Below are 16576 nucleotides of genomic sequence, written 5' to 3' on the forward strand. Positions count from 1 at the left end.
TTCAGGCCCCACCGGGACAAAAGGTGGCGCAGTGTACGGATGTGCACTGTTTTCGGCAATTGCCGCTATAGAGTGCGGAGATAGCCGATGTTTAAGCGCATGTTTCAGAATGGAGGGTCAGACCTGTCCTAGAGCGGTCGCAGACTTTTAAACCATGCGTCCAAGAAAAAGGTTCTTCACGGAATCCCGGGAAACACAGAAACAAGAACGCCGATTTGATTGATGATGTTCGTGCGAGCAAACACATCTAACAAACCGGCGTTCTTATGCGCGATATTAATACTTTCCTTCCTTTTTGGGAGGGCTTTTCTGTCGTCACGATCAAGCCTGATGGTGACGCGCTTCAGATCGACCTGATTCCCCACGCCACCCGATTCCCTTCCTGTAGCGGCTGCCAAAAGACCTGTTCAACCACGCATGAGTATTGCGAGCGAACCGTCCGCGATTTACCGATTCTCGGCCGTGCGGTGCGCCTCAGCGTGTTGCTCAGGCGTGTTGGCTGTCGTGATTGCGGTAAACGTATGGAGGCCGTCAGTTGGCTGGACCGCTATGCCCGCATGACGCGGCGTCTGGCCGAGGCGGTTATTCAAGCCTGCGAGCGCCTTCCCACACTGCACGTGGCTCAACTGTTTGGCCTGCACTGGGACACCGTTCGGTTGCTGGAGCGTCGAGCCTTGCAAGCGGCGTTAAGCGTTTTGCCAAAGGCGCAACCGCGACGTCTGGTGATGGACGAGTTCGCCCTGTTCAAAGGTCATCGTTACGCCAGCGTTGTCCTAGATGCGGATACACGGCGAGTGCTGTGGATCGGTGAAGGTCGCAGCCGAGCAGCGGTCAGGCCTTTCTTCAAAGAACTGGGGCCAGAGGGTTGTGCTCGAATCGAAGCGGTGGCGATGGACATGAACACCGCTTTTGACCTGGAGGTTCGTCAGCACTGTCCCAACGCGCGAGTGGTCTACGACCTCTTCCATGTGGTGGCCAAATATGGCCGAGAGGTGATTGATCGGGTCCGCGTCGACGAGGCTAACCGGTTGCGTCACGACAAGCCTGCCCGCAAGGTTATCAAGCAGGCGCGATGGCTGTTGCTGCGCAATCCGCAGAACTTGAAAACGCCGGAACAACAGGTCCGCCTGGAGGATCTGCTGGCGGCCAACCAAGCGTTGATGACGGTCTACTTGATGAAGGCTGAACTCAAAACACTCTGGACCCCCAGTACTGCCTGGGGTTGGCGATCGGCCTGGAAGCAATGGCTGCGCCATGCGCATGAAAGCGAAATACCAGCTCTGATCCAGTTCGCCAAACGGCTAAAGGGTTACTGGCGGGGCATCGTGAGCCGGGTTCGCTGGCCGATGCACACCGGTCAGTTGGAAGGAATAAACAATCGAATAAAGGTCATCAAGCGGATGGCGTACGGTTACCGAGATAGCGAATTCTTTTTCATGAAGATCAAGAGCGTCTTTCCCGGTAATCCGTGAAGAACCAAGAAAAAGCCCGACACGACGGTCGGGCTTCTTTTGCGCGTCAGCCGGGCTTAGCCCAGATGCTCCTGATCCTGGATGATCGCGTTATCCAGAGCTTCCAGCAGCGCTTTACGCACCTTCAACTTGGTGTTCTTGTGCGCGAGCATGTTGATCTTCTTCAACTGACGCGCAGCGGCGAGGGCGGCACCTTGCAGCTCTTCGGCCGCAACCACCTTGTCGAGGAAGCCGGCATCCACGGCGCTTTTCGGATCGAACATCTCGCCGTTGATCACCGAGCGGTGGAACGCCGAGCGACGCAGACGATCACGCGCCAACTCGATACCTGCGTTATGCATTGTCATGCCGATCTGCACTTCGTTCAAACCGATGCTGAACGGGCCATCGACACCGATGCGGTAATCAGCAGACAACAGAATGAAAGCGCCTTTCGCCACCGCGTGACCTGGGCATGCGACGATGACCGGGAACGGGTGAGAGAGCAGGCGACGCGCCAAGGTCGAACCCGCGGTTACCAGCGATACGGCTTCCTTAGGGCCGGCGGTCATGACTTTCAGGTCATAGCCGCCGGACAGAATCCCTGGCTGACCGGTGATGATCACGATGGCACGATCAGTCACCGCCTGATCCAGCGCCGCGTTGAATGCCGCAATCACGTCCGGAGAAATGGCATTGACCTTGCCGTTGCTCAAGGTCAGGGTCGCGATACCGTCTTCGAGGTGGTAGGAAATCAACTCACTCATGACGCTATTCCTTGTAAGAAAGATGGGCAGACGTTACCCACCGCCGCAGGCCAGGTAAAGCGCCGTGACTGACTCGCCAGTCACCGTTTCACGGCGTAGCCAGCGCGGCGAGGCATTCTGCTTCTATATAGAAGGGTCACCTCCACCGAAGATTGGCCGGTTTGCCATGGCCTACCAGCGAGCAAAACGACTTTTTCTCTTAACCGCATGAAAATTCTGAAAAAAAGTTTGCCATCGGAAAAGCTTTCGACTACATTAGCGCGCCTCGACAGACAGAACATGTTTGAAGAGATACGGTGAAGTGTCCGAGTGGCTTAAGGAGCACGCCTGGAAAGTGTGTATACAGGAAACTGTATCGAGAGTTCGAATCTCTCCTTCACCGCCATATTCAGTAAACAAAACCCCTGATTTCGAAAGAAGTCAGGGGTTTTGTGGTTTCTGGCGTCTGGATTTTATTGGCAGCGGCGTGAAGTCTGCTTTGAGCCATTACAATCGCGAATTTATTCATCCTTGTAGGGACGACACTCCATGATCATTTCCACCACTCACGCCATTGAAGGCCGGCAGATCACTGCATATCTGGACATCGTCAGTGCCGAGTCGGTGCAGGGGGTCAATGTGATCCGTGACATGTTTGCCGGTATGCGTGATTTTTTCGGTGGGCGTTCGCAGACGCTGGAGCGGGCTTTGAAGGAGGCGCGTATTCAGGCGACCGAAGAAATACGGGAGCGTGCGCGCGCTCTGCAGGCTGATGCGGTAGTCGGGGTGGACTTTGAGATCAGTATGCCCGGCGGGAAGGGCGGGATGGTTGTGGTGTTTGCGACGGGTACGGCGGTGAAGTTGCGCTGAGTTTGTTTGACGGGTGTGTAAGCCCATTCAGAGGCTGAATGGGCTCAATCTTGCGGTGCAATCAGCCTTGTGGCTTGAGGATCACGGTGCCTCTTTCGTCATAGGTCAGTGGTGTATCAATGGCGACCAGAGGGGGTGTATCAGAAGGTGGGTTGGGTTCGACTGGCTTGCTGGGATGGTAAATGACCCCTGGTTGCAGAACCGGTGTATCCGGACCCGGAGACTTGATGGTGATTTCACCGGAAGCGATCTTTTCCTTGAATTTTTCAGCGCCAGCCTTGCCGGCTGCGATCTGTTCGTCCGTGAGTTTTACGACAGGCATATTCGGGAATCCGTTGATTTGCATGTTCTCTCCTTGAGATTCATTTGTATGAAAAAGGTCAACGGCCTGTCTCTGCAATTCTTTAGCGGTGCAGGACCAATGGCACTTCATCGCGTTGAGTTTTTGTAGGCCATTCGTCGGGCATCAGGAGATCTGAATAACAAGTCCAGGAATGACCAGCTAGTCTCAAAAGCGTTGGAGGTCGATATTTTTTCAGGCGAATGGGTTTTTGCCGGTGTCGACCGGTGGCGAAGGGGCGATGGTATGACTGATCCGTATATCGAAGACGATGGCGCTGAATTTTCCTTCAATAACTGTGTACGGTGCGGTCAGACCGAGTACCAGTCAGGCTTTGGCGAGGACCGGGTGCAGACCGGCAAGATCAAATCCACAGCACCGAAAGGACCGAAGGCAAAATTTCTACCCAAGGTCAGCGCGCGATCCAGAAAATAATCTGTCACTGCATAACCCCGTCATTGAACGGGGTTTTTTATGGCTGATTGAGTGAGAGAAATGTCCTACGCACTTCGGTGGCAAATGCGGGGGGGGGGGGGGGCTTTCACAAACTTTTCACGTCTACCGCGGTAGGGTGAAGCCATCCGTTAGAAAGCAAGTCTCCAGCCCGTCTCCCCAGCGGGCTTTTTTTTGCCTGTCATAAAACCTTTTGCAGAATCGCTGTCCAATCGGCGCCGAGTACGCGAAGCCTCTGATTTCGTCTGGACTTTTGCGCGGCGACGGCATTAAATCCCGGCCCTTTTTGTCATCCCAATTTTTGAGGTTTTCGTCATGCGTTTAACACTGCCTGCTCTGGTTCTGGGGCTTCTGGTTGCTCAAGGTGCAATGGCTGCCGGTGATGGCACCGCGGCGCTGGGCGGTGGTCTGGGTGGCGCACTGGGTAATGTCGTCGGCCAGAAAATGGGCGGCAGCACTGGCGCGGCAATCGGTGCTGGCGTAGCAGGCGCGGCGGGCAGCGCAGTGGCGGCGCGCAAGGGGAGCCGGACCAAAGCGGCGATTGGCGGCGGTGTTGGCGCAGCGGGTGGTTCGGTGATCGGCAACAGCCTGGGCGGCAAGACCGGTGCGACCATTGGTGCAGGCCTGGGCGGTGCGGCGGGCGGCGCAGTGGGCAGTAACTTGTCCAAAGGTCACAAGCGTCACTGAGACTAATCCCTTGTCAGAAAAAGCCCGGCTCGATGTCGGGCTTTTTCATGGCTGAACGTTTTTCCCGTTTGCGTCTCCAATCTCACATAGGCCCATGTCTGGGCGGACTGTCCCACTTCGGGAACTGTGAGGTTCATATGCGCTTGTCATTATCTGCACTGTTTTTCGGTTTGCTGGTAGCACAAGGGGCGATGGCCGCTGGTGATGGCACCGCCGCTGTGGGTGGCGGCTTGGGCGGCGCGCTCGGCAATGTGGTCGGTGGACAACTCGGTGGCAGTACTGGCGCGGCGGTAGGTGCGGGTGTTGGCGGCGCGGCCGGGAGTGCCGTCGGGGCGAATAAACGCAACCGAACCGAAGCCGCCATTGGCGGTGGTCTCGGCGCGGCGGGTGGCTCGGTCGTTGGCAACAGCCTCGGCGGCTCTACGGGTTCGACCATTGGCGCGGGGTTGGGCGGTGCGGCGGGTGGTGCGGTCGGTAATAACTTGGGTGACGATGGTGGCTCTCATTCGGGCGGCGGTCATAAACACAAAAACAAACATAAAAACCGCCATCATTGATGGTGGGTTAAACGGAAACCCGGCATTTTGCCGGGTTTTTTGCATTTGCTCGTCAGACTCTGGAACGATTGGCTGTAGGGCTTTTCGAACGTCATACACTCCCTGAAATGACGAGGTTGCCATGACTCCTGAAACCGAAGGCAAGGAAGAGAAAGGTTCGAGTGGACTGCCATTTATCAATGACCCGGGGAATGAGGACCCGGGATCGTTGATGGATGATGCGACGGTGCCGTTGAATGATTCGGATGAGGCGGATATGGAGTATGAAGAGGATGAGGATGAGCAGTGATCGGATGTTTGAGAAGATCTGAGCGTCTGAATCCGGATTTTAAGGGCCTGAGTTCTAGAGGTCCTACAAATTTGTTAGTGACTAAAAATGGCTGCCCACCAGTCATTGATCTGGTGAGCGAGTCTAGGTATAGGCGTTTTTTGTAGTGCTAACAATGTGAGATCCCGGATTTAGAGAATTCCAAATTGTCTAGAATCATGCTGAGCAACTGGATGTCGAACTGTTCTCTGTATCTATATAAATTTTTTATGATGCGTCACGGTAACAGATCACCCGTTGCTCAATAAATTTTAGAAAGGTAACTCTGTTAAATATACGCTAGGTTCTCGCAGTCTTAATGATGATGTGGTAAATGTTACTTTCGAAGTGCTTGATACAGCTGAAATCAGATATCTGTCTCCAATTGGTTGTATGGATAGACTTAAGTTTTTTTGAGTTGGAATGTTGTATGTCGTCAACTCTCTAATTTCACCGCATGTTATTCCGATTCGGCAAGCATTGTATCCTATGGATTCCCATTTTTTCGGAGGAGTGTCCGGCATTTCTCTAATATCAAATGCCAAGGTCAATGTTGAAAGGTTGTTGTCCATGTTTAAAGCGAATAGCTTGATCTCCCCAACGGGTATATTTCTGCTGAATACCATGTTGAAGAATTTGCTGCCTTCTATCTCATTCCAGTACTTCATTATCGTCCCTTGAATGGATAATGATCGTTGGTGTTTTTTACTTTGCCATTGCGTGTGTCATCAGCGGGTCGTATATTTATGTGAGGTCCTTGATCTCCTCGGTTATTTATATCTCCATACTTGTGTCCCGCTGAGTGGTCTTGGAGTATCAATATAAAACCATCCTCTCGGGTGAATCTATATTCTCTGGTTATGATCGGCTTTCCACTGCTGTCTAGAATGTTATTTCCTTTTCTATCCGTCATGTTGACATAGGTGAACTGCTTCTGCCTGCCACTTACCTCATCAATTTGAATGTCTGGCTGTTGCCCTTTCGGTATTCCTGCATCAACTTTTGCCTGCCTGAATGCACCGCGCCTGGAAACCTGTGGTAGCTCAACATCATCAGGTTTTGAACAATTGATCGATTTTCTGCCTTTGGGCGGACAATTGGAACTCAACCCCAACGGATCCACCCACCCTGTCGGATTCGGCACGTACTGGTACTGATTCAGCCCACCCGCCAACTTGATTGGGTCCGGCGTCAGATACCGCCCCAGCCGCGGGTCGTAATACCGATGGCGGTTGTAATGCAGGCCACTTTCCGCATCGAAGTACTGCCCCTGAAAACGCAGCGGCTGGTTCAGGTAGTCGTCGCCAGCCAGGGTCAGCGCGGCGACTTTGCCGTAGGCGTCGTATTGCGCGGACCAGACGATGTCGCCGCTGTAGTCGGTGAGTTCCTGCGGGGTGCCGAGGTGGTCGAGTTGGTAGTAGAAGGGACAGGCTTTTTTCGGGCCTTTGCCGTCGAGCAACGCCAGCGGGCGGAAGGTGCCGGGTTCGTAGACGTAGCTGCGGTATTCGCTTTCGCTGCTTTCGGCGACGAGGTGATCGCCCTGCCAGAAGAACTCGGTGGTCTCGCCGCCAACGGTTTTGCTGATGCGCCGGCCAAAGGCGTCGTATTGGTAACTGGCGGTCTGGCCGTCGGGGCGGGTCAGGCCGATCAGGCGGTGCTGGCAGTCGTAGCGGTATTCAGTGACGAGTGTCTGCGCGCGGCCGCGACGTTCGCGGATCAGGTTGCCGAAGGCGTCGTAGTCGTAATGACGATCGCCTTGCATCAGCAGGCGATTGCCCTTTATCTGGCTCGGGCCAGGGCGGTCCTGAATCAGCAGGTTGCCGGCCGGGTCGTGGGCGAAGCTTTCCGGCAGTTCGTCGCGCGAGTGACGTACGCGGATCAAGCGGTCGAGGGCGTCGTAGCCGTAGGTGCGCTGGCCGTGACGGGTGTCGGCAATGTGCGCGAGATTGCCGTTGGCGCTGTAGGCATAATCGCGGCGGTACAGGGCATCGCGCTGATGGCCTACGGCGTGGGCGAGTAATCGTCCTTGATCGTCGTAGGAGTATTCGCTGAGCAGCAGACCTTGTTGGCGTTGCAGTTCGCGACCGGACTGATAGACATGGCGGGTCAACGGCGTGCCGTTGAGGTCAATCCCGTTCAGCGCGCCGCCCTTGGCGTGGCGGTAGTCGAGCACGCTGTTGTCCGGCAGACGCATGCGTTTGAGCTGGCCGCAGGCGTCGTAACGGTAACGCAGGGTGCCCCAGCCCTGATGCTCGGTGATCAGCCGGTCCTGACGGTCGTACTCGAAGGCCAAAGGGTGTTGCTGGCCGTCGTCGACACTGATCAAACGACCGAGACGGTCGTATTGGTAACTGACCTTGATGCCGTCGGGCAGGGTTTTGACGAGTAACCGGCCTGCGCCATCGCGCTCATAAGCGGTGAGCAAACAAGAGCCGTCATCACCGAACTCGGTCTTTTCCAGCAGATGCCCATTGAGGTCATAGGCGTACGTGGTACGCCGACCATCAAAACCGCTTTCCTGACGAATCAGCCCGGTCGGCGTGTAATCCAGCCGATACTTTTCCCCGGATTCGTTTTCGATCTCGGTGAGCAGCAGTTGCGCATGGTCGTAACGGTACTGCACCCGCGTGCCGTCGGGGTTGATCCGCCGCGAGACCAGGTGCAGGTCATCGTCGTATTCGTAGCGGGTGATGCGCCCGAGCTCATCGCGCTCGGCAGTGACCTGGCCGTAGGCGCCGTAGCTGTAGGCGCGGGTGCTGCCGGTAGGAAATGTCGTCTGAATCAGTCGGCCGACGGCATCCCAGTGTTGCCGGGTGACCGCACCGTGTTCGTCTGCGGTCGTGGTCCGCCGCCCCAGTGCGTCGTAGGAAAAACGCCGCACGCCACCGTCGGGCAGGGTTTCCTCGGTCAACTGGCCGAGGCTATTCCAGACCAGCCGATGCCGGCTGCTGTCCGGGTAGCGGATCGACAGCAATTGCCCCCGGGTGTCGTAGTAGTAATGAGTAACCTGGCCGTCGGGGTCGACCGCTTCGGTGACATCGCCCTCGGCATTGCGCCGGTAGATCCACACCGCCTCGCCGCGCGAACGTCGATGCAGGAAACCGTTGCGATACTCGTAGGACGTTGGCGCCTCATCCGGTGGAATCAGCGCGATCAGCCGTCCGACTTCGTCGTAGCGGTATTCGGTGACGGCGCCCAAGGCATCCTGCTCGGCAATCAAGCGCCCGGCATCGTCATAGGCCTTGAGCTGTTCACCGCCATCGGCCTCGACCTTGCGCACCAGCCGCGCACGCTCGTCGTGGACGTAGGTCTCTTCGGTGCCGTCGACGTAATGCACCGCGACACTGCCGTCATCGTTCCAGACGTAACGTGTGTCCATCTGCGAAAACGACGCCCAGTGACGCACGCAACGAGCAGCCTTGCCGGAGCGCTCCCACTCCCAGAAGAAACTCGCGCCCCCAGCAAGTTGCCGCTGCAGAATCACGTGAGCGTCGTCGTAGTCGTAACGCTCGCTGTCACCGACGGCGTTGGTCGCTTCGATCAGGTGCCGGTAGGCGTCGTAGCTGTAACTGACCAGCGCTTGTTCGGTGCTCCATGCACCGTCGCGAAACACCTGGTAATCCACACCAACCAACTGCGCCCGGTCATACCGCAACAACAGCGAACGCCCGGCGCCGTTATCCAGGCGCTGCACCCGGTCAGACCGATCGCGCTGCACCGTCAGACGATTGCCATAGGCATCGCTGATCGCCGTCAGCCGTCCTGCGCGAAAGTGATAAAAGCGCGCGGTGTCCCCGGCCAGTGCGAGGATCAGCTCTTCCGGCTCATCGCCCAGAAAAATCGCCGCCCGCGACAAACTGTTGTGAATCGCCGGCCGCTCAACGCTCGGCAACGGAAAACGGGTACGCCGGTTTTCGTGATCGACCCAAACAACCTCATCAGCGAAAAATTCCAGCCGATGCGCCAGCGAATGACTCCAGCCAAACCCCAACCCAACATCGATTTCGGCGGCACTGCTGCGATACAACCGGGTGAACTCAAACGGCAACACGCCATCGAGCAGCGCATCGCTCAGGGTCAGCAGTTCTTCGCCGGTGACCATCGACACCGGGCAGCCGTTGGTGCAGGTGCGCGGCACGCAATCGGCGCTGTCGCCGTTGGGGTTTTTCGCCTGATCCGGCGAATCGTCATGCGGCTCATGCCGCTCGATCCGGCTCGAACCGCCAGACTTGTCCCGCACAACAGGCGCCGGGTTTGGCACGGTCAACACCAGCGAATCGGCCTGACGAATGTTCAGCGGTATCGCCGGTGTCGGTTTCAACTCAACGTCACGCACATTGAGCATCAGTGGCTTCAAAACGCTGGCATGCCGCGTCAAATCCGCCGAGGACGTCAGTTCGGCCAAGCGCAATGCCGAGGCCGCCAGCCATTCCCGCGCGCGCGGCGACTTGATCTTCGCCAGCACCTTGCTGCTCAAACGCAGCGGCACGCCGATGCCACCCGACACGCCCATCAACAGGAAGCTGATCAGCAATTCGACCCGCACCTCGGCCACCACTTCAGCCAGATACTGCGGCGGCAGCATCTTCAGCCAACTGGTAAACGCGGCCAGATGAATGAACAGCAGCGGCTCGTCACTGAGGATCAGCAAGCCATTGGCGATGGCGTCGCTGGAGGCATTCAATAACGCCTCAAGCTCGGCCTCGCTGAGGTATTCCAGCAATTTTTCACTGTTGGCCTGCAAGTCTGCGAGCAGGGCAAATACCTGTTTAATGTCATCCCAGACGCCATTCAGGGCTTTCTCGAATCCACGCCAATCGGCCTGTTGCAACTGACCGTAACGCTCAAGAAACCCGGCGCTGGAAAATTCCTTCCACTGCGGCTGACATTCACTCCATTCCCCGCGCAACCAGCCCTCCAGCCCATCGATGATGCCCTGATAGGAGGCGTACAGCTTCTTCACATGGTCCGTGGACACATCGGGAAAGAAGGTGATGCGATAACGCTGGCCCCGATCGCAGTCGGTCACTTGCAGAATGCCGCTGGGGCCGATGGTGTAATACAGCGGTTCGCCGAAAGTCAGCACGCCGCCGACATCGGCAAGCACCGGTTCGAGGGTTACCGGGGTGTTGCCAATCGGCACAAACCTCGCGGCCTCGAACATATGCACCAGCGTCAGCGACCCGCTGGCCGAGCACATGACCACCGATGAACTGAGCGGCTGGCGCGACGTGATCGGCGCGCTGAGGCGTACGTCGTTACCGACGGTGAAGACCTGTTCGACATCCAGCGCGGTGCCTGTCCAGAACTGCTCGGCCCAGGCGTCGTAGTGGTTCAGGCACAGGCGGAACTCGCGGATCAGGTGTTCGAAGTCCGGCTCATCGGGATTCAAAGCAGCAACAACGAGCAGGCCGATGCTGTTGTTCAGGGCCAGAAGCCGATCGGTTGGAAGCATTCGCAGTCTCTCGCGCACGTCAAAAAGGTGCGGGGACTTTGCGGGGGATCAAACAGGAAAGAAGTCGGGCGAGTAGGCGATGCCTGTAGGACATTTCGCTAAATGTCTGCGAGTAGTTCATCGCTCAATAAACATTGGCCGTTGCTCAATGTCTGTCGCGCTCGTTATGCTGCTGAACCCTTTAATCAGATCCGAGCAGCGGTCCACCTGCCGCTTGGGATGTCTTTGTTAACGGATCCGATGATGAATGCACCGCTGAAGGCGTTCGGCCCGATCAAGGCCGTGATTTTTGATATGGACGGTTTGTTGCTGGACACCGAGGGCATTTACACCGAAGTCACTTCGCTGATTGCCCAGCGCTACGGGCGCACCTTCGACTGGAGCGTCAAGCAGAACATCATTGGTCGCGGGGCCAACGATCTGGCGAACTACGTGGTGCAAGCGCTGGATCTGCCGATCACCGCTGAAGAGTTTCTGGTGATCCGCGAACCATTGATGCGCGAGCGTTTTCCCACGGCGCAAGCGATGCCGGGTGCCGAGGAGCTGATTCGCCACCTCAAGGCGCACAACATCCCCATCGCCGTCGGCACCAGTTCATCGCGGCAATCGTTCGGGCAAAAAATCACGCTGCACCGCGACTGGTTCGCGCTGTTCGACTTCATTGTCACGGCGGACGATCCGGAAGTCGGCGCGGCGAAACCGGCGCCGGATATCTTCCTGACCGCTGCCCGCCGTCTGGGTGTGGCACCTGAGGATTGCCTGGTGTTCGAGGATTCGCCGTTTGGCGTGACCGCAGCGAAAGCCGCAGGCATGACGGCCATCGCCATCCCCGATGCCGCCATGGCCGATGAAAAGTACGCACACGCTGACGGGATTCTTCGGAGTTTGAAAGCGTTCACGCCAAGTGCCTGTGGTTTGCCGGCGCTGGAATGGGTGTAAACGTCTGAGACAAAAAAACGCCGCCCCTCTGTGAAAAGAGGGGCGGCGTTTTTCGTTCAGGCAACTCGGGAAATCAGGCGCCGAAACCACCGTCGATGGTCAGGCTGGCACCAGTGATGTAACCGGCTTCCGGGCCCGCCAGATAGGCGACGAAACTGGCGATTTCTTCGGCTTTACCGTAACGACCGACGGCCATCAACGGAATGAGGCTTTCGGCGAAGTCACCGTGCGCCGGGTTCATGTCGGTGTCGACAGGGCCGGGCTGCACGTTGTTGATGGTGATGCCGCGTGGGCCCAGATCGCGGGCCAGGCCTTTGGTCAAACCGACTAGCGCCGATTTGCTCATCGCATATACACCGCCACCGGCGAAGGGCATGCGGTCGGCGTTGGTGCTGCCGATGTTGATGATGCGCGAACCTTCGCCCATGTGCTTGGCGGCTTCTTGCGAGGCGATGAATACGCTGCGCACGTTGATTGCGAGGGTCTGGTCGAAGTCTTCGAGTTTGAAGTCTTCCAGTGGAGCAACGGCGAGGACACCGGCGTTGTTGACCAAAATGTCGAGTCGGCCAAAAGCTTCGACCGTGGCGCTGACCGCGTGGCGGATCGCTGCGGCGTCGGCACTGTCGGCCTTGATCGCCAGGGCTTTGCCGCCGTTGGCGGTGATGCTGTTCTGTAACTCTTCGGCTTTGGCGGTGGAGCTGACGTAAGTGAAGGCTACTGCAGCGCCTTCAGCGGCCAGGCGTTTGACGATGGCAGCGCCGATACCACGGGAACCGCCTTGAATCAGAGCGACTTTGCCGCCGAGGTGTTGAGTGGTCATGTTCGATCTCCAGACTATTCAAGGCGGGATGCCTTGTTGTTGGAGCCGAGTATCGACCTCTGATCCGCAACCGTGTAGACCCTGATTGCTATAGTCTATGTAAACCAGAAGTTTATAGTGGCGGCCATGGAAACCTTCAGCAGTATCGAATGCTTTGTCCGTAGTGCTGAGGTCGGCAGCTTTGCCGAGGCGGCGCGGCGCTTGAGCCTGACCCCGGCAGCGGTTGGCAAAAGTGTCGCAAAGCTTGAGGCGCGGCTGGGTGTGCGGCTGTTTCAGCGCAGCACCCGCAGTCTGACGCTGACCGAGGCGGGGCAGCTGTTTTTGAGTGAAGTCAGTGCCAGCCTGACCACGATCCAGAATGCCGTGGCCAATCTGGCCAGTGCCGAAGGGCAGCCGATCGGCACCTTGAAAGTCAGCATGGGCACGGTGTTCGGGCGCCTTTATATAGTGCCGTTGCTCGGCGAGTTTCTGCGGCGCTTCCCGGCGATCAATCCGGACTGGCATTTCGATAATCGTCAGGTCGATCTGATCGGGCAGGGCTTCGATGCGGCGATTGGCGGCGGCTTTGAGCTGCCACAAGGTGTGGTAGCGCGCAGATTGACGCCAGCGCATCGGGTATTGGTCGCTTCGCAGGATTATCTGAACGGCAATCCTGCGATCACTCATCCGGACGATCTCAAGCAGCATGACGGAATTCTGATTCGCTCACCGCAAACCGGGCGTGTGCGTTCATGGCAATTGACGCACCGCGATCAGCAGCACAGTCCGTTGATGCTCAAGGCCCGGATGACCATGAGCGATTCCGAAGCCGCGTGTGCGACAGCAGCGCAGGGCCTGGGGATTGCACTGGTGAGCATGCCTTTTGCGGTGGGGTATCTGGAGGCGGGTACGTTGCAGCGAGTGTTGCCGGACTGGTTTGTCGATGATGGCAACATCTCGATTTATTACGCCGAACATAAGTTGTTGCCGGGCAAGACGCGGGCGTTTGTCGATTATGTGATTGAACAGTTTGCGGAGAGAGGGTTGGCGCGGCGGTTTAGTGCTATTTGAGCAACCTTGATACCGAGTTGCGGCCTTCGCGAGCAGGCTCGCTCCCACATTTGGAATGCATTTCCCCTGTGGGAGCGAGCTTGCTCGCGAATGGGGCGACTCGGTTTCCGATGATGAGCTTAGCGGGCAAACCGCCCCGGCCAGCCAATGATGTTCTTCGGCCGAGGTGTCGCATACGTTCGCACTTTCGACGTCGACAAGCGCAAGCGCACCAGCGATTCCGCAATCGTTACCGCCGCCGTGACGCCATCCACCACCGGCACGCCAGTGCGCCGACGAATCTGCTCATCCAGGCCGGCCATGCCGCCGCAACCCAGGCAGATCACCTCGGCTTTGTCCTGCGTCACCGCCAGTTCTGCCTGATGCACGATGGCTTCCAAGGCACGCTGTGGCTCGTGTTCCAGTTCCAGAACGGCCAGACCACTGGCCCGTACCGATGCACAACGATCCCACAGGCCGGACAATTTCAGCCGATCTTCGATCAGCGGTACGGTGCGATCCAGCGTGGTCACCACCGAATAGGCGTGGCCGAGAAACATCGCCGTGCTCGCGGCCGCATCGGTGATATCCACCACTGGCACGTTGAGCAATTCCTGCAGGCCTTCGCGACCGTGCTCGCCGTAGCCGGCCTGAATCACGGCATCGAACGGCTGGTCGTAGGCCATCACCCGATCCATCACCGCGATGGCCGCCAGATAGCTTTCGAAGTTGCCTTCAATCGAGTCGGCACCGAAGTACGGCGTCAAACCGACGATTTCGGTACCGGGCGAGGCGACAGCCTGCGCCGAGCGGGCAATGGCCTCGGTGATGGATTCGGTCGTGTTGACGTTGACCACGAGAATACGCATGGGGAAATCCTTATAGCGGGCAGTTCTGCGGCCCGAAGTCCGGGCCACGAGGGAATTAATGGCAGACGTTGTCGACAGCGATCGATTCGCCGCTGATGTCGGCGTAGTGCGCATGGCGTTTGGCAATGATCAGGTAGAGCATTCCGGCGATCCCGGCGCCGATCAGCCAGGAGAACGGCGAGACGCTGTGGAAACCCGGCACGAGCGCCAGGACGATGGCGATCAGCGCCGCAGGAATAAATGCCGCCACCGCACGGAAATTCACCCCACGGCTGTAGTAATAAGCGCCGTCGGGATCTTCGCTGTAGAGCTGCGGGACGTTGATCCGGCCTTTGCGGATCAGCCAGTAGTCGACCATGATCACGCCGTACAACGGGCCTAGCAGGGCGCCGAGGCCAGACAGGAAGTACACGATCACCAGCGGGCTGTTGTAGAGATTCCACGGCAGGATCAGCACAGCGATGGTTGCGCTGATCAGCCCGGCGCGACGGAACGTCAGGTACTTCGGCGCCAGGTTGCTCAGCACGAATGCCGGGGCGACGAAGTTGGCCATGATGTTCACCGCCACAGTGACGATCAGGAATGCCAGGCAACCGAGCACGAGGAAGAAGGTGTTGGGAATCGAGGCGATGATCTCGGTCGGGCTCTCGATGATCCGGCCGTTGATCTGAAATTGCGCACCGCAGAGCAGCACGGTAATCGCGGCGAACACCAGAATATTCACCGGCAAACCCCAGAAGTTTCCTACCTTGATGGTCTTGCGGCACGGCGATGAGCGGGCGAAGTCGCAGAAATTCAGAATCAGCGTGCCGTAGATCGCCAGCCACAACGCGCCGCCGGCAAAAATGTTGCGCCACATCTCGCCACCGGTCAGTGGCTCGCGGGTCGACCAAGCGATGGTCGCGTTGGCTTGGAAGTACATCCACCCAGCGAGTGCCGCAACTGTCAGCAAAATCACCGGCCCGGCAAACGCTTCGTAACGGCGGACCATTTCCATGCCGTAGGCGAGGATCGCCAGTTGCACGAACCAGATCGCCACGAAACACACCCAACCCAAAGTCGACAGCCCGAGGATCGAGTTGTGGTCGTATGCGGCGAATCCGGGATGGACTGCCGTGAGCAATACGCGAAACACCACTGACGCCAGGTACGTCTGAATGCCGAACCAGGCGATGGCGATAACCGCGCGGATCAGTGCAGGAATTTGCGCGCCGTGGATGCCGAAACTGATCCGGCTGATCACTGGAAACGGCACCCCGGTTTTCTGTCCCATGTACCCGGACAGGTTCATGAAGAAATACACCAGCGCCGCGCCGATCCCCAGCGACAGCAGGATCTGCCAGCCACCCAGGCCAAGGGCGTAAAGGCCGATGGCGAACGAGTAGTTAGCAATGTTGTGCACGTCGTTCGTCCACAGGGCGAAGATGCTGTATTTGCCCCAGCGCCGACCTTCGGCCTTGGTTGGCGCCAGGTCGCTGTTGTGCAGGCGGGGGCTCAGTTGTAACGGCTCGGTCAACCCGTCATCGGGTAACGGCTGGTCGAGAGCAGCGGCGGGCAGATTCAGCGCGATGTTGTTGGAGAGACTTGTACGCATTCCGGCAGGCTCCTGATGTTCAGGGCCGCGATGACTGTGCATGAGCCGGCAGGCTCGACAAATCTTCGTCGCGGCAGTGAAAGCATCACTGGTTACGGGGCATCTGCAGCCTGTACGGGATAGGGCGCTTCAGGCTTGCGGATCGAAGTGGTTTTATGTTTTGCAGTTTTGTATACAAAACATGTATGCACCTAAGCCAGATCTGTGCCAGTCGTTGATCTATGCGCAGCCGTGCTCATTTCGAAAAGTTATCGATGTGCGCTAAGTGTCTGAAAATAATTGGCTAAAAATTGACCGGTTGAACAGGTATTTATTTTTGGCGAGGGATTTTGATGGCGGGCGGAGGCCAGGGATTTTTGGCAGGGATGTAACTTTTCAGGGCGCTGAAACAAAAAAGTGCACACATAAATGGCACCGATGGTGACATTCATGTGTACACATTTTTGGAGTCGCTACAAA

15 protein-coding genes and 1 tRNA gene are annotated in these 16576 nt (G+C 57.5%); 9 read left to right on the top strand and 7 right to left on the bottom strand.

The features are described 5' to 3' along the window. Positions 1-266 precede the first annotated feature (266 nt). Positions 267-1472, top strand: a complete 1206-nt coding sequence (locus tag LOY43_RS08985) for an ISL3 family transposase (protein WP_095125809.1) — start codon at positions 267-269, stop codon at positions 1470-1472. A 56-nt stretch (positions 1473-1528) separates the two neighbouring features. Here the strand turns inward: LOY43_RS08985 and LOY43_RS08990 are convergent, their stop codons facing one another. Next, positions 1529-2218, bottom strand: a complete 690-nt coding sequence (locus tag LOY43_RS08990; RefSeq protein ID WP_093441795.1) for a crotonase/enoyl-CoA hydratase family protein — start codon at positions 2216-2218, stop codon at positions 1529-1531. A 295-nt stretch (positions 2219-2513) separates the two neighbouring features. Between LOY43_RS08990 and LOY43_RS08995 the strand changes: the two genes are divergently transcribed. Next, a tRNA-Ser gene (locus tag LOY43_RS08995) sits at positions 2514-2603 on the top strand. Positions 2604-2746: 143 nt separating this feature from the next. After that, positions 2747-3067 carry a YbjQ family protein gene (locus LOY43_RS09000; protein ID WP_016985528.1) on the top strand — a complete coding sequence of 107 codons (321 nt, stop codon included), beginning with the start codon at positions 2747-2749 and terminating at the stop codon, positions 3065-3067. Between the two features lie 61 nt (positions 3068-3128). Here LOY43_RS09000 and LOY43_RS09005 read toward each other — a convergent pair whose 3' ends face one another. Continuing rightward, positions 3129-3413, bottom strand: a complete 285-nt coding sequence (locus LOY43_RS09005) for a hypothetical protein (protein WP_258709486.1) — start codon at positions 3411-3413, stop codon at positions 3129-3131. A gap of 240 nt (positions 3414-3653) precedes the next feature. Between LOY43_RS09005 and LOY43_RS09010 the strand changes: the two genes are divergently transcribed. The 4 genes from LOY43_RS09010 (at position 3654) to LOY43_RS09025 (ending at position 5393) form a co-directional block, all read left to right on the top strand. Further along, positions 3654-3842, top strand: coding sequence for a hypothetical protein (locus LOY43_RS09010; protein ID WP_095050941.1), 189 nt, complete (start codon positions 3654-3656; stop codon positions 3840-3842). A gap of 333 nt (positions 3843-4175) precedes the next feature. Beyond that, positions 4176-4547 carry a glycine zipper domain-containing protein gene (locus LOY43_RS09015; RefSeq protein ID WP_007914079.1) on the top strand — a complete coding sequence of 124 codons (372 nt, stop codon included), beginning with the start codon at positions 4176-4178 and terminating at the stop codon, positions 4545-4547. A gap of 137 nt (positions 4548-4684) precedes the next feature. After that, on the top strand, positions 4685-5104 hold the full coding sequence (locus tag LOY43_RS09020; RefSeq protein ID WP_007914081.1) for a YMGG-like glycine zipper-containing protein: 420 nt from the start codon (positions 4685-4687) through the stop codon (positions 5102-5104). 121 nt (positions 5105-5225) lie between these two features. After that, positions 5226-5393, top strand: a complete 168-nt coding sequence (locus LOY43_RS09025; protein ID WP_007914082.1) for a hypothetical protein — start codon at positions 5226-5228, stop codon at positions 5391-5393. A 290-nt stretch (positions 5394-5683) separates the two neighbouring features. Here the strand turns inward: LOY43_RS09025 and LOY43_RS09030 are convergent, their stop codons facing one another. Both LOY43_RS09030 and LOY43_RS28825 read right to left on the bottom strand, forming a co-directional pair. After that, entirely contained in the window at positions 5684-6079 is a 396-nt protein-coding gene (locus LOY43_RS09030) for an immunity 50 family protein (protein ID WP_258709487.1), read from the bottom strand. Continuing rightward, a complete protein-coding gene (locus LOY43_RS28825; RefSeq protein WP_408980834.1) occupies positions 6079-10866 on the bottom strand; it encodes an RHS repeat-associated core domain-containing protein in 4788 nt (1595 codons plus the stop codon). Before LOY43_RS28825 ends, LOY43_RS09030 begins: the two co-directional genes overlap by 1 nt. A 243-nt stretch (positions 10867-11109) precedes the next feature. Between LOY43_RS28825 and LOY43_RS09050 the strand changes: the two genes are divergently transcribed. After that, entirely contained in the window at positions 11110-11805 is a 696-nt protein-coding gene (locus LOY43_RS09050; protein ID WP_258709488.1) for an HAD-IA family hydrolase, read from the top strand. A gap of 73 nt (positions 11806-11878) precedes the next feature. On the opposite strand, the gene LOY43_RS09055 is transcribed toward LOY43_RS09050, so the two are convergent. Next, entirely contained in the window at positions 11879-12625 is a 747-nt protein-coding gene (locus LOY43_RS09055; protein WP_095047765.1) for a 3-oxoacyl-ACP reductase family protein, read from the bottom strand. Positions 12626-12751: 126 nt separating this feature from the next. Between LOY43_RS09055 and LOY43_RS09060 the strand changes: the two genes are divergently transcribed. Continuing rightward, positions 12752-13675 carry a LysR family transcriptional regulator gene (locus tag LOY43_RS09060; RefSeq protein WP_095047764.1) on the top strand — a complete coding sequence of 308 codons (924 nt, stop codon included), beginning with the start codon at positions 12752-12754 and terminating at the stop codon, positions 13673-13675. A gap of 119 nt (positions 13676-13794) precedes the next feature. Here LOY43_RS09060 and LOY43_RS09065 read toward each other — a convergent pair whose 3' ends face one another. Then, positions 13795-14523 carry an aspartate/glutamate racemase family protein gene (locus tag LOY43_RS09065; protein WP_095047763.1) on the bottom strand — a complete coding sequence of 243 codons (729 nt, stop codon included), beginning with the start codon at positions 14521-14523 and terminating at the stop codon, positions 13795-13797. A 55-nt stretch (positions 14524-14578) separates the two neighbouring features. After that, on the bottom strand, positions 14579-16117 hold the full coding sequence (locus tag LOY43_RS09070) for an NCS1 family nucleobase:cation symporter-1 (protein WP_258709489.1): 1539 nt from the start codon (positions 16115-16117) through the stop codon (positions 14579-14581). Positions 16118-16576: the final 459 nt, after the last annotated feature.

It is taken from the genome of Pseudomonas sp. B21-041, from assembly GCF_024748675.1.
GTDB lineage: Bacteria > Pseudomonadota > Gammaproteobacteria > Pseudomonadales > Pseudomonadaceae > Aquipseudomonas > Aquipseudomonas neuropathica.

Coding starts and splice junctions, on each gene's coding strand:
- LOY43_RS08985 (WP_095125809.1), top strand. CDS start 267: ATGCGCGATATTAATACTTTCCTTCCTTTTTGGGAGGGCTTTTCTGTC.
- LOY43_RS08990 (WP_093441795.1), bottom strand. CDS start 2,218: ATGAGTGAGTTGATTTCCTACCACCTCGAAGACGGTATCGCGACCCTG.
- LOY43_RS09000 (WP_016985528.1), top strand. CDS start 2,747: ATGATCATTTCCACCACTCACGCCATTGAAGGCCGGCAGATCACTGCA.
- LOY43_RS09005 (WP_258709486.1), bottom strand. CDS start 3,413: ATGCAAATCAACGGATTCCCGAATATGCCTGTCGTAAAACTCACGGAC.
- LOY43_RS09010 (WP_095050941.1), top strand. CDS start 3,654: ATGACTGATCCGTATATCGAAGACGATGGCGCTGAATTTTCCTTCAAT.
- LOY43_RS09015 (WP_007914079.1), top strand. CDS start 4,176: ATGCGTTTAACACTGCCTGCTCTGGTTCTGGGGCTTCTGGTTGCTCAA.
- LOY43_RS09020 (WP_007914081.1), top strand. CDS start 4,685: ATGCGCTTGTCATTATCTGCACTGTTTTTCGGTTTGCTGGTAGCACAA.
- LOY43_RS09025 (WP_007914082.1), top strand. CDS start 5,226: ATGACTCCTGAAACCGAAGGCAAGGAAGAGAAAGGTTCGAGTGGACTG.
- LOY43_RS09030 (WP_258709487.1), bottom strand. CDS start 6,079: ATGAAGTACTGGAATGAGATAGAAGGCAGCAAATTCTTCAACATGGTA.
- LOY43_RS28825 (WP_408980834.1), bottom strand. CDS start 10,866: ATGCTTCCAACCGATCGGCTTCTGGCCCTGAACAACAGCATCGGCCTG.
- LOY43_RS09050 (WP_258709488.1), top strand. CDS start 11,110: ATGAATGCACCGCTGAAGGCGTTCGGCCCGATCAAGGCCGTGATTTTT.
- LOY43_RS09055 (WP_095047765.1), bottom strand. CDS start 12,625: ATGACCACTCAACACCTCGGCGGCAAAGTCGCTCTGATTCAAGGCGGT.
- LOY43_RS09060 (WP_095047764.1), top strand. CDS start 12,752: ATGGAAACCTTCAGCAGTATCGAATGCTTTGTCCGTAGTGCTGAGGTC.
- LOY43_RS09065 (WP_095047763.1), bottom strand. CDS start 14,523: ATGCGTATTCTCGTGGTCAACGTCAACACGACCGAATCCATCACCGAG.
- LOY43_RS09070 (WP_258709489.1), bottom strand. CDS start 16,117: ATGCGTACAAGTCTCTCCAACAACATCGCGCTGAATCTGCCCGCCGCT.